Annotated in this window: 8 protein-coding genes and 1 pseudogene; 4 read left to right on the plus strand and 5 right to left on the minus strand. The window is 56.6% G+C overall.

Going from position 1 to position 12,277, the window contains the following annotated elements:
* Positions 1–2: 2 nt before the first annotated feature.
* Together FY034_RS16525 and FY034_RS16530 are read right to left on the minus strand one after the other, a co-directional pair.
* Positions 3–2,189: a xanthine dehydrogenase family protein molybdopterin-binding subunit gene (locus FY034_RS16525; RefSeq protein WP_265552512.1), complete on the minus strand. Its 2,187-nt coding sequence runs from the start codon at positions 2,187–2,189 to the stop codon at positions 3–5.
* The gene (locus FY034_RS16530; RefSeq protein WP_265552514.1) at positions 2,186–2,656 is read right to left on the minus strand and encodes a (2Fe-2S)-binding protein; all 471 of its coding nucleotides are present in this window, start codon (positions 2,654–2,656) and stop codon (positions 2,186–2,188) included. Before FY034_RS16530 ends, FY034_RS16525 begins: the two co-directional genes overlap by 4 nt.
* A 606-nt stretch (positions 2,657–3,262) precedes the next feature.
* Between FY034_RS16530 and FY034_RS16535 the strand changes: the two genes are divergently transcribed.
* The 3 genes and pseudogenes from FY034_RS16535 to FY034_RS16545 all read left to right on the plus strand — a co-directional run.
* Complete coding sequence (locus FY034_RS16535) at positions 3,263–4,099, plus strand: OmpA family protein (protein WP_265552516.1); 837 nt, start codon at positions 3,263–3,265, stop codon at positions 4,097–4,099.
* 37 nt (positions 4,100–4,136) lie between these two features.
* The gene (locus tag FY034_RS16540) at positions 4,137–5,141 is read left to right on the plus strand and encodes a hypothetical protein (RefSeq protein ID WP_265552519.1); all 1,005 of its coding nucleotides are present in this window, start codon (positions 4,137–4,139) and stop codon (positions 5,139–5,141) included.
* A 234-nt stretch (positions 5,142–5,375) separates the two neighbouring features.
* A pseudogene (locus tag FY034_RS16545) lies at positions 5,376–5,924 on the plus strand (DsbA family oxidoreductase); the annotation flags it as partial.
* 77 nt (positions 5,925–6,001) lie between these two features.
* On the opposite strand, the gene FY034_RS16550 reads toward FY034_RS16545, so the two are convergent.
* Positions 6,002–7,189 carry an iron-containing alcohol dehydrogenase gene (locus FY034_RS16550; protein WP_265552521.1) on the minus strand — a complete coding sequence of 396 codons (1,188 nt, stop codon included), beginning with the start codon at positions 7,187–7,189 and terminating at the stop codon, positions 6,002–6,004.
* 157 nt (positions 7,190–7,346) lie between these two features.
* Between FY034_RS16550 and FY034_RS16555 the strand changes: the two genes are divergently transcribed.
* Entirely contained in the window at positions 7,347–8,291 is a 945-nt protein-coding gene (locus tag FY034_RS16555; RefSeq protein ID WP_265552523.1) for an AraC family transcriptional regulator, read from the plus strand.
* 77 nt (positions 8,292–8,368) lie between these two features.
* Here the strand turns inward: FY034_RS16555 and FY034_RS16560 are convergent, their stop codons facing one another.
* Both FY034_RS16560 and FY034_RS16565 read right to left on the minus strand, forming a co-directional pair.
* A complete protein-coding gene (locus FY034_RS16560; protein ID WP_265552525.1) occupies positions 8,369–9,076 on the minus strand; it encodes a M48 family metallopeptidase in 708 nt (235 codons plus the stop codon).
* Positions 9,077–9,079: 3 nt separating this feature from the next.
* Positions 9,080–12,274, minus strand: a complete 3,195-nt coding sequence (locus FY034_RS16565) for a type I restriction endonuclease subunit R (RefSeq protein ID WP_265552527.1) — start codon at positions 12,272–12,274, stop codon at positions 9,080–9,082.
* Positions 12,275–12,277: the final 3 nt, after the last annotated feature.

Raw genomic sequence — 12,277 nt, forward strand, 5'->3', positions numbered from 1 at the left:
CCTTACGCTTGGGGACGGTTCTCCGCTGCCATGGCAGACCGGACCCTTTCAGGTGTCATCGGCAGTGTCCGCACCCGGGCGCCGGTCAGGGCAAACAGGGCATTGGCGACCGCCGGTGCGATGGGCGGCACCCCTGGCTCGCCAACGCCGCCCGGCGCCTCGTTGCTGGGGATGATATGGACCTCAATCCTGGGGGCGGCGTTCATCCGCACCAGGGGATAGCTGTCGAAGTTCCCCTGCTCAACCCGGCCGTTCTTGAGGGTAATGGCCCCATGCAGGGCCGCAGACAGGCCAAAGATGATGCCCGACTCCATCTGGGCCTTGATGGTATCCGGATTGACGATCCGTCCACAGTCGATCGCGCAGACAACCCGGTGAACCGTGATGCCGCCCCCCTTGTTCAACGAGACCTCGGCCACCTGAGCAGCGTAGCTGCCAAAGGACTCGTGCACCGCGATTCCACGGGCATGCCCCTCTGGCAGTGCCTTTCCCCAACCGGCCTTTTCGGCAGCGGTCTGCAGCACCTTCAGGTTGCGGGGATGCCCGGCCAGCAGGGTCCGGCGGTAGCGGTAGGGGTCAATCCCTGCCTTGTGGGCCAGTTCGTCCATAAAGCTTTCCATCACAAAGGCGGTATGCGAATGACCAACCGAGCGCCACCAGAGCACCGGAACGCCGTTGGTGGTGCTGTGAAGCTCAACCTGCAGATTGGGGATGGCATAGGGGGTATCTGCAGCACCTTCAACCGAGGTATGGTCGATCCCGTTTTTCACCATGGCCGATTCAAAAGAGGTACCGGTGATAATCGACTGCCCCACGATACGGTGACGCCAGGCCAGCGGGTATCCCTTCTTGTCCAGCGCCGCCTCAACCCGGTTGTACCACATGGGGCGGTAGTAGCCCGACCGCATGTCATCTTCCCTGGTATAGACGACCTTCACGGGCCGGTTGAGGGCCTTGGCAGCCTGCACCGCCTCGACAACGAAATCCGAGGCCGGGTTGCCCCTGCGTCCGAAACCGCCCCCCAGGAAGGTGGTTTCAAACACGATCTGCTCCGGCTTCAACCCTGCAACACGGGCAGCGGCGGCACGGTCAACCGTCTGGAACTGGCTGCCGGTCCGGATCAGGGCGCTGTCCTTTTTCAGATCCACAAAACAGTTCAGCGGCTCCATGGTGGCGTGCGCCAGATAGGGCATCTCAAATACCGCCTCGATCTTTTCGGGGTTATTGTCCAGGTACGCGGCCGCATCACCATCCTTACGGGCCACCAGGCCCGGGGTCTCTGCCAGGCGCGCATACTGTTCGTGCATTACCGGGGTTGCCAGTGTATTCCATCTGCCTTCGTCCCAGGTTATCTCCAGCTGTTCCCGCCCCTTCAGGGCCTGCCAGAAATCGTCAGCGGCAACCACGACACCGGCCTCAATGGTAACGACACTGCGGACCCCCGCTACCGCCTTGGCCTTGTCGGCATGAACGCTGACGACTTTTCCGCCGAAAACCGGCGACCGGGCGATCACGGCCGTCAGCATGCCCGGCTCCTGCACATCGATACCGAAGATGGCGGTACCATTGATTTTGGCCGGACTGTCCAGTCGTTTGGCAGGCGTTCCCAGCAGGGTCTTCTTTCCGGCCTTCAGCTGCGGGTTTTTCGGCACGGGCAGCGTTGCCGCCTTTTTCACAAGCTTGCCGTAGGAGAGCTTGGCCCCTGCAGGGCCGATCACATAACCGTTTTCAGCCCTGCAGGCGGCCGGATCGACCTTCCAGGTGAGTGCTGCAGCCGCAATCAGCATCTCGCGGGCGGCGGCCCCTGCCAATGAGAGCCGTGACCATTCCGATCGTACGCTGGTACTCCCCCCGGTCACCATGATCGGGCCGAACTGCGTATGATTATATTCCGGGGCAACCGGCGAAGGGACGAAGCCCACCTTTTTCCAGTTGCAGCACAACTCCTCCGCCACCAGCATCGGAAGTGAGGTATAGACCCCTTGTCCCATTTCGGATTTATTGACGATTATGGTGACCCGCTCATCCGGGCTGATTCTCAGGAATGCGTTTGGCGCAAACGGTTCCTGTTGGCCTGCCAGGGCCTCTTTCCGGCCAAAGGGGAGATGGCATGCCAGCACCAGACCGCCACTCAGCAATGCACCGGCCTTGATGAATTGACGCCGCGTGATGTCATTGGATCTGCTCATGGCTTTTTACCTCCCCGTGTCGTTTTCCTGCCGCTGGCTGCGTGGATTGCCGTACGGATGCGGCCATAGGTGCCGCAGCGGCAGAGGTTTCCACTCATGGCGCGGTCGATCTCCGCATCGGTCGGCTTCGGAATTGCGTCCAGCAGGGCCACCGCGGACATGATCTGCCCCGGTTGGCAGTAGCCGCACTGGGACACCTCCTGAGCAAGCCAGGCCTGCTTGACCGGGTGCTGCTCCGGAATCCCTTCTATGGTCGTGACGGATTTCCCCCGAACGTCCCCCAGCGGGGTCACGCAGGACCGTTCCGGCTTGCCGTCGATCAGCACGGTGCAGGCGCCGCACAACCCTTCACCGCAGCCGTATTTGGTGCCGGTCATCTTCAAATGATCCCTGAGCACCCACAGCAGCGGGGTATCCGCACTGGCCTCGGTTTGCAGTTGTTTTCCGTTTACCTTGATTTCAATCATCGTCTTCCTCCCTCTGAATGGGTTCTGATGTTCAATCGGCAGTAAATCAAAACTGGTTAAAGGAGCGATCCTTCCGCAGGCACGTTTGAATTTTACCAAGATTTCCGATCTTTGCCAGACGAAAACGGTTACGTATGCAAGACAGAAAATCCGACCTCCAACGACGCTGGTTCAGCCCCATCCCCCCCGGCAATTACGGACTGCCCGTTTATGCCCCCTACCCTACGCCGGAAACCGGCAAGACCGGTAGACCGATCCTGCCTGATTCTTGCCTGATCGTACGATTGCATGGAAAGGCGGGCTGTCAGCCGCAGCGGAAACGGTCGGAAAACAAACCGGTAACAGGATCATGCATAATGGAGTTATCCCGACGACGCAGGAATACCGCTCCGGCAGTTGCACCGTACGTTCCGAAAAGGGGCGATTGCCCGATAGCCTGAAGACGGGGCAGCGTCACCCCCCCGGCAAGGGTCGCTAAAAAAACCGTCCTCCCCACCCGTTGCATGTCATCAAAAACGCGCTACACTGTCTTCACACGAGCACCAAAAACCCTTGAATCACTTATTGTATCACTATGTTGCAACACCCCTTCAAGGAGGCAGAGACATGAAAAAGACCCTGATCGCACTCTTCTGTCTGTTCTGTGTGGTGGCAAGCCTTGCTCCCGGCATGGCAGCCGAGCAGGATGTCCGGGGAGGCAAAGACCACCCCCTGCTCTCGCGGATGCCTGATTTCCGGCTCTCTGACTACAAAGAGGCGGAATTCGGCAGCTACCGGTTTATTGGTCAGGACAAAAAACAGGTCAGCATTGAAGGGCATAAATACTATCTGGAGTACAAACTACAGAAAGGTGTTCCCGAACCGGGTGAGCTGAAGATCCGCCGGAACATCCAGGAGGCCTTAAAGAAGATCAACGGCAAGGTTATCTTTGATGACAACTTCAACCGGGTTGCAACCATTGTGCTGAAAAAGGATGCCAAGGAGACCTGGGTAGAGGTGAGGTCCTACAACGCCATGTATCGGCTGAATATTATTGAAAAAGAGGCCATGCAACAGGAGGTGGTGGCTGATGCCGCAGCCATGGGCAACGACATCACCAGCAGCGGACGTGTGGCGATCTACGGCATCTACTTTGATACCGCCAAGGCAGAGCTGAAACCGGAATCTGATGCCGCCCTGGCCGAGATTGCCAGCCTGCTTAAGCAAAACAGCAGCCTCAAGTTGTACGTGGTCGGCCATACCGACAACCAGGGTTCTTTTGATCTGAACATGCGGCTATCAAAAGAGCGTGCCGAGGCGGTTACCCAGGCCCTGGCAACCAGATACGGGATCAAGGCCACCCGTCTCAAGCCCGCTGGTGTTGGCTCACTGGCACCGCTTGCCTCAAACGACCATGAAGAGGGCAGGGCCAAAAACCGCAGGGTTGAGCTGGTCAAACAGTAATGCAGCGGCGCTGCAGCGTGCGGTAAAGGAGACAGATATGCGTGTTCGTACCGGCATAACCATTGCTTGGCTGGCCCTTGCCCTGTCCAGTCCGCTGGCACAACCGCTGGCTGCGGCTGAATTTGAATTTCTGCCCGATCATCCCGGAGGCTTCAGTGCCACGGCAACCGCCAGCAATGTACCGGTCAGGAAACTCAGCAAGGCCGATGCAGCAGCCTTTAAGAAAAAACTGGAACAGCTGCGCAACCTGCTGGCCAAACAACCGGTACTGCAGGCCCCCAAAGGGGTGGAGATCATCGGCTACTTCAGGCCGCTTGATGAATTCCCCTCGGCACAGAACCTGCCGGTGCCCGGCTTCGGCTACCTCAGGTTTCACTTCTATCACCGCGCCAAAAACGGCAAAGCGGTCAGGATCTGCTGCACCACCGATGAGATCCATGCCTCAATCAATGACCCTGATCAGAGCTTTGAGGTCTATGGCAGCCGGGATTTCGCCACCAAGACCTTTTATGAACCTGACCTGGTGGGGCAGGTGGATGGTTTTCCGCTCTACCGGACCGCCGGTGGGGATGAACTGCTGGTATTCAGCCGTGGCACGGCACGGCCCTGGCTCCCGGTTACCCGGGAGGAGTATGTCAGGGCCTGGCTGACGTTCTGGCAGAAGCAGCTACAGGAATCCGTACCGCAGGACACGATCACCCCGGAGATTGTCAGGCATCACCAGCAGGCCCTGGCGCAGATGAAGCCGGAGGAACGGAGCATGCAGGCCCGTTCGCTGACCTGGGATGTCTATGAACCGACCCTGGCCCCGGTTGGCAGCGCTGAAGGCCGTCCCCTGGTGCGGGTCAACCCGGACTGGTTTGACCCCAGCCTACCGCGCAGCGCAGTACAGTTGCTGATACTCAGATTCAGCACAACCGGCCTGATGGACCCGATTCAGCCCGGACCGTCAAAAACCGGCAGTGTCAGTGCCTACCGAGTCTGGCAGGCATTACACAGCTCAAACTGGAGAGAGGTCAGCACTGTTTTGACCACCAGGTAAACTGCACGGGGAGAGAGGAGCAGTTCTCCTGGTGGCTGCACAAGACGGCCAGTCGCCAGCCTTTTACTTGTGTGTGCCTTGAAATCATTACCTGTTCGGTGCATCGACTTATCTGCGGTACACTCTAGTAAACACCACACAAGCTGCTCCACGAACTGACCTGAGGAGAACAGCATGAACAGCAGCCCCACCATAGTTGAGGTCTTTTTCGATTACATCTGACCCTGGTGCTACCTCGGTACCGTGCGTACCGAACGCCTGCAACGGGAATACGGCGTGCAACTGCGCTGGAGCGCCTTCCCGCTCCACCCCGAAACCCCGCTGGAAGGAAGGGAGCTTGCCGAGCTCTTTGCCGGACGGGAGGCCATGATCCGCGACATGCAGGCCCGGCTGCGGCAGGTTGCCGCGACCGAGGGGTTGCCGCTGACAGAACGAAGTCGCACCTACAACAGCCGGCTGGCCCAGGAGCTGGGCAAATGGGCAGAGGTGCAGGGACGCGGCAATCAGTTCCACCAGGCCGTCTACCGGGCCTTTTTCGTGGACGGGGTCAACATCGCGCTGGCTGACGAGTTGGTGCGGATCGCCGCAGCCGTTGGACTACCAGCAGATCAGGCCCGGACGGTGCTGGCGGAGCGGAGTTATGCTGCGGCAGTGGATGCCGACTGGCAGCGGGCCATGGAACTGCACATTACCGCAGTGCCGACGCACCTCTGCGGAGGCAGGCGCCTGAGCGGTTTCGCAGCCTATGACGATTTTGTGCGACTGATCGGGCAGAGCCGCTAAGCTCTTCTGCAGAACAATCAAGGCGGCCGATCGGCCGCCTTTGTTCGATGTAGCTGCAACTATTCAATTTCTACTGATCAAAATGCTGCCTGCATGATTTGCAGGGCCTCATCCTTACCAAGCAGGGCCAGGCAGCCCAGTTTGCCGTTTTCGACCGCCTTGGCGGCCATACCATCCAGGTCTGCTTGCTGGACCCCTGCCTCACGCAGGTTTAGCGGCATCTTGATGGTGGCGTAGAACGCCTCCAACGCCTTGATACCTGCCTCTGCTGCCTTGGTATCGTCCTCTTCGCAGATTTCCATGACGTTGCGGGCGAACCTGGCAAAGACCGGCAGGTGCTGGGGAGCCGCCTGCATGGTGTAGCGCATCCAGGCCGGTGTCAGCAGTGCCAAGGTAACGCCGTGGGTCATGTCGTACTTGCTGGAGAGCTCATGCCCCATGCCGTGTAGCGGGAAGGCGAAGCCCGGCTTGCCGAGCAGAAACTGGAACCCGGCCAGGGCCATGGAGCTGGCCCACATGATGTTGGCGCGGGCATCATAGTCCTGCGGATTGGCCAGCAGCTTGGGGGCCTCCTCCAGCACCACCTTCATGACCCCTTCATTCATCCGGTCCTGCACCTTGGCAGCAACATCGGGGGTGAAGTACTGTTCCATCAGGTGGCAGAGGATGTCCGCCACACCGGCCATGGTGTGATGTTCCGGCACCGTATAGGTGTACTCCGGGTCCAGGATGGAGAAGCGGGGATTGACCAGCGGGTGCAGCAGCACCTTTTTCTTGTGATCCTCACCCACGGTGATAACCGCGCCCATATCCAGCTCGGAGCCGGTACCGGCCATGGTCAGGATGGTTGCCAGCGGAGCGGCCGCAGTGATTTTGGATGAGAGGCCTGATGCATCGACAAACAGGTCATTGACCGGACCAGCATACATCACCCCGGCGGCAATGGCCTTGCAGGCATCCAGGGTTGATCCGCCCCCCACAGCCAGAATGAAATCGCAGTTATTGTCGCGATAGAGTTTGATCCCTTGCTCAACACTTTCAATCCGCGGATTGGGCTGGATACCGCTCAGTTCCACATAGGCAAGGCCTGCTGTGCTGAGCTGTTCAAGGATGGTGTCATAGATGCCGTTCTGCTTGATGCTGCCGCCGCCATAGGCCAGCAGCACCTTGGAGCCACCCTGTGCTTTGATGGTCTGGCCGAGAACCTTGATCTGTCCCTTGCCGAAGTAGGCGGTGGTGGGAATACTGAAAATGAAGTTGCGCATGTCTGTTCTCCTGTACGGATGTGATGATCGTATCCTACACCCTGAAAATAAAATGGCGATAGATTGATCCTGTCGATTTATTGCCTGATTCTCTTGATCATGGAAATGGCGTTGTAACGCCGGAACTGGTTGGGTACTATGCAATCAGGAGGTGTTTATGGAAAATCCTGCTGTTTGCGACGATTCTGATGTTGTTCGTCTGGCTGGAGCCATTGAAGAACTGAACAGAAGCATTGCCCGATGGACCGAACAGGGGGAGATGCATACAACAGCCATCCCGGGACTGGCGCTGTTCCGGCGGACCGAGCCGACCGAACCGGTCAGCGGCATCTATGAACCGGGCGTCTGCCTGATTGCCCAGGGGGCCAAACGGGTCATGCTGGGTGATGACAGGTACCGCTATGACGCACAGCATTATCTGATCACCTCGGTACATCTGCCGACCATTGTGCAGGTTATCGAGGCAAGCCCTGAAAAACCGTATCTTGGGCTGAGGCTGACATTCGACCTGCGCGAGGTTTCGCAGTTGATGGTGGACAGCAACCTGCCGCAGCCACGGCCCCAGCAGTCGAGCCGCGGTATGGCAACCGGCCAGGTGACCCTGCAGCTGGCTAACGCCTTTAACCGTTTGATTGACCTGCTGGCAGATGAAAAGGATATCCCGATCCTGGCGCCGGTCATCCAGCGCGAAATCATCTACCGGTTGCTGGTGGGAGACCAGGGGGAGCGGCTACGCCAGATCGCCACGGCGGGCAGCCAGAGCCAGCAGATTGCCAAGGCGATCGGCTGGTTGCAGAACAACTTTTCCCAGTCGATCAGCATGGATCAGCTTGCTGCTCAGACCAACATGAGTACGTCGACATTCCATCATCACTTCCGATCCTTGACCGCCTTGAGCCCGCTGCAGTATCAGAAGCAGCTGCGGCTGCAGGAGGCCAGACGCCTGATGCTGGCAGAACGGATGGATGCCGCCAATGCCGCTTTTCAGGTGGGCTACGAAAGCCCTTCCCAGTTCAACCGTGAGTACAGCCGCATGTTTGGCGCACCGCCGCTGCGGGATATCACCAGCTTGCGCCAGCTGGCTGCCGACGGGAGGGGCTGATTTGCAGCAACCCTATCATATCGATAAGAGGAAATCAGCTGACGTATTTGGCGGTTACAGCATAAAACAGTTCAAGCCTACACCAGCGCCAGTTCCAGCTTATGCTTCCGTTTCTCCCAGTCAGGCATCATCTTCTCCAACAGACTATAGAAGTCACCACTGTGATCATGGCATTGCAGATGGCAAAGCTCGTGGGTAATAACGTATTCAATACACTCTTTGGGGGCACGAATCAGATCCGTATTAAGTGTCAGTTGTCCATTGCTTGAAAGACTGCCCCAGCGTTTCTTCATACGCCTGATCTTCATCTGAGGTCTTGCCAGCCCAAGCGGCTCAAAATGTCGCCAGCAACCTTCAAAGCTTTCCTGAAAGATGCTTGCCGCCTTTTCTCCGTACCATCTTTCCAGCAGCAACCGGACCTTGTCTGGGTGAGCAGATGTACTTGTCTCGACAACAAAATATCCCCTCAACAGCTTGACCGAATCCTTGCCAGCTTCACTGACCTTCAGTCGGAACTGCTTGCCCAGATACAGATGCGTCTCACCGCCAATAAAGCACCGCTCTGGCGTTCTTGGCTCAAACTGATGAAAATACTGCAGTTGCTTGATGACCCAGCGGGCTCTTTTGCTGACCTTCAACTGTATCTCATCAAGACTGGTCGCTTTTGGGGCCTTAATCACCACACTGCTATCCGGATGCACCTCAATAGCCAGCGTCTTTCTGCTGCAATAGAGTACGTGGTAACGGATACTCTCCTTGCCATAATGAATGGTACCGAGTGACATCAGCTACTTTCTCCGGCTTCTGGATACGTTCAGCGTTTTTTCAATCAGCGCATCCATCTGCTCAAGACCGATTACAACACCCCTGGCACCTTTTATCTCATCAAACAGATAATCGTCGATATCGTTGATCACCTTATTCTGTGCATCATCGTCATCCCAGAACTGCACCTTCCAATGACGATCAAGAATGGCCTGGATTGCCAGGGCCGTATCAACGGACACAGCTTCACAGGTCTCAGGATCAACGGACAATTCTGTAAAGAACGCCTTCAGCACGCCAAAAAACGCCATGGCCTCTTCGTTATGCGCAAGCCTTTCCGGCATGTCATCATGCTGGCGGGTAACCACCTTGGTACGGTACTCCATGGTGCGGTTCAGATATTCAAGATCAGAGATCCGTCTGGCCCGGAAATCTTCGATTGCCTGCTGAATCAATTTGGAAAATTTATCGTAAAAGGCCGGATCTTCGGCCATCTTCTCGGTAATGACCTTTTTGGTGGCATGGGCAATAGCATCGGCCTTTGCAGCGGTTGTCCTGCCGTAAACACCCTGTTCTTCCTTGACCACGGCAAACATCTTTTCATCAAAGATGTTGACCGGTTCATTCAACTGGATCGCCTCATTGGCCTGAATATGGGTATCCAGCAGCTTCTTGATCTTTGGCTCGTAATCTCGATAATCAATCGCCTCGGCATAGCGAAGTTTGACCGCCGCCTTCAGGTTATGGAAACGTTTCAGGTCGGTCTTGTAGCGATATAGCGTATCCTCATCAACCGTCGAGATAAACGCCTCGGACGAAAGGGCAATTCCCAGGGTTCTGCTGTACTCGGCCAGCCGCTGATAGAACCCCTCCCGAACAGCATCATCGGCCAGCACCACCTCATAGGCCTCTTCATCGTAACGGCTCTTCACCTCTTTAAAAATATCCCACAGGTTGGAATAGCGCTGGGGCAGCTTGTCAACCTCTGCCTGTATGGAGGTCAGTGCCCCTTTCAGATCATCCGCATCGTATCCTTCAAAGGCGCTGTACATGGTCAGGGCCTTATCCAGTTCTCCTAACAATCCCACGTAATCCACCACAAAGCCTTCGTCCTTGTCTTCCGAAAGACGGTTGACACGTGCAATGGCCTGCAGCAACGTATGCTCCTTCAACTCCTTACAGATATAGATCACCCGGTTACGCGGGGCATCAAAACCGGTCAGCAACTTACTGACCACAATCAGGATCTCCGGTTCCGCACCAAACTTGAACTGATTGATAATCTGCTTGGTATATTCATCTTCGCTGCCGTAGCGCTTCATCATCTTCAGCCAGAACTTGACCACCTCGTCCGTTGGCTCGTCATCCGTCTCCTCATACCCTTCACGGCTGTCCGGTGCAGAAATAACCACCTCGGACGAGACAAAACCGATCTCCTGAAGATGCTCATGGTACTTCAGGGCAACCGCCTTGCTGGGGGCAACCAATTGCGCCTTGAAACCGGTCCCCTGCCAGTTGGCCCGGAAGTGCTCACTGATATCGAAGGCCCGCATATAGACAACCTGATCCGCCTTGTTCAACATTGACGCCTTGGCGTATTTGCGCTTCAGATCGGCCTTTTCCTGCCTACTCAGTGCCTGGGTATGACGCTCAAACCAGAGGTCGATGGCGGCCTTGTTCTGTTCCATCTCCACGTGGCGTCCTTCATAGAGCAACGGCACAACCGCACCATCCTCCACCGCCTGGTTGATGGAGTAGTGCGGCTCAATCAGCCCGCCAAACTTGATAAAATTGTTTTTCTCCTTCTTCAGCAACGGTGTACCGGTAAAACCGATGTAGCAGGCATGGGGAAACATCTGCCGCATCCGTGCAGAAAAACCGCCAAAGTTGGTACGGTGACCCTCGTCAATCAGCATGAAGATGTCAGGCGAGTCATCCTGAAACTTTTTGATGTTCAGCGCCTTATCAAACTTATGAATCAGGGTGGTCACAATGCTGGCTTTATGCTCTGCCACCAGCTCCATCAGGTGCCGTCCAGAGGTGGCCCGGTTCGGATCAAGGCCGCATGCGGCAAAGGTATTGCCCAACTGTTTATCCAGATCATCACGGTCAGTCACCAGCACAATCCGCGGATTATTCACGCAGGGATCAAGGGCCAGATTCCGGGCCAGCATAACCATGGTCAGAGACTTGCCGGACCCCTGCGTATGCCAGATAATGCCGCCCTTTCGCCGCCCCTCATGATCCAGTTGTCTGATCTGCTCCAGGGTCGCCTTAACCACAAAATACTGCTGGTAGCGGGCGATCTTTTTGATACCGCCATCAAACAGGGTGAACTTGAAGGCCAACTCCAGCAGCCGTTCGGGCCGACAGAGGCTGTAAATGGCGCGGTCCTGCTCAGTGACAAGCCGTTCCCCCTCTGCCTCGTGGGCGTCAAAAGCTGACCGTGCAGCGCCAAACTCGCCTCTAAACAGAAGATCTTTATCGGCTGGCGCAAGAGCCGTATTCACGCACCGGCTGACATCGCCTGCTGTATCCTGCAACTCTTTCCAGACACCCCAGAATTTGGACGGTGTCCCTGCGGTTGCATACTGGGCGGCGTTCTTATTAAGCGCCAGTACCAGCTGTATAAACACAAACAGTTTGGGAATATACTCATCACTCTGGTTGCGGATAGCCTGGGAAACCGCCTGCTCCAGTTCCACTGCGGGTGACTTGCACTCAATCACTGCCAGCGGAATGCCGTTGACAAACAGGACAATGTCAGGCCGGGCCGTCTCAGTACTGCGTGAGCGATCAACGCTGAATTCAGCGGTTACATGAAAGCTATTCCGCTCCCAGTTGCGCCAGTCGATGTAGTCCAGGTTAAAACTCTTGGAGTCGCCCTCGACGGTCTGTTCCAGAGCCGTACCCAGGGTGATCAGGTCGTAGATCGCCTCGTTTGTCTTGAGCAGGCCGTCGTATTTGACGTTCTTCAGTTTCTGGATGCCGGTCTGGATATTTTCTTCACTGAACAGGAATTCGCGGCTTTTGTAGTTGATGCGGTTGAGGCGTTTCAGTTGGTCACGCAGGATGCCTTCGAGCAGGACATTACCGGTTTTGCCCTGGCGCTGGTGCATAACCTGTTCAGGGGGAAGGTAGGCATAGCCCAGATTGATGAGAAGTTGCAGGGCGGGGATCTGGGAGAGGTATTTTTCGTTGGTCTGGAAACCGGTCATGGT

It is taken from the genome of Trichlorobacter lovleyi (assembly GCF_015239775.1).
GTDB lineage: Bacteria > Desulfobacterota > Desulfuromonadia > Geobacterales > Pseudopelobacteraceae > Trichlorobacter > Trichlorobacter lovleyi_B.

Excerpts from the sequence above, each read along its gene's own strand:
- FY034_RS16525 (WP_265552512.1), bottom strand. The coding sequence starts at position 2,189 with ATGAGCAGATCCAATGACATCACGCGGCGTCAATTCATCAAGGCCGGT.
- FY034_RS16530 (WP_265552514.1), bottom strand. The coding sequence starts at position 2,656 with ATGATTGAAATCAAGGTAAACGGAAAACAACTGCAAACCGAGGCCAGT.
- FY034_RS16535 (WP_265552516.1), top strand. The coding sequence starts at position 3,263 with ATGAAAAAGACCCTGATCGCACTCTTCTGTCTGTTCTGTGTGGTGGCA.
- FY034_RS16540 (WP_265552519.1), top strand. The coding sequence starts at position 4,137 with ATGCGTGTTCGTACCGGCATAACCATTGCTTGGCTGGCCCTTGCCCTG.
- FY034_RS16550 (WP_265552521.1), bottom strand. The coding sequence starts at position 7,189 with ATGCGCAACTTCATTTTCAGTATTCCCACCACCGCCTACTTCGGCAAG.
- FY034_RS16555 (WP_265552523.1), top strand. The coding sequence starts at position 7,347 with ATGGAAAATCCTGCTGTTTGCGACGATTCTGATGTTGTTCGTCTGGCT.
- FY034_RS16560 (WP_265552525.1), bottom strand. The coding sequence starts at position 9,076 with ATGTCACTCGGTACCATTCATTATGGCAAGGAGAGTATCCGTTACCAC.
- FY034_RS16565 (WP_265552527.1), bottom strand. The coding sequence starts at position 12,274 with ATGACCGGTTTCCAGACCAACGAAAAATACCTCTCCCAGATCCCCGCC.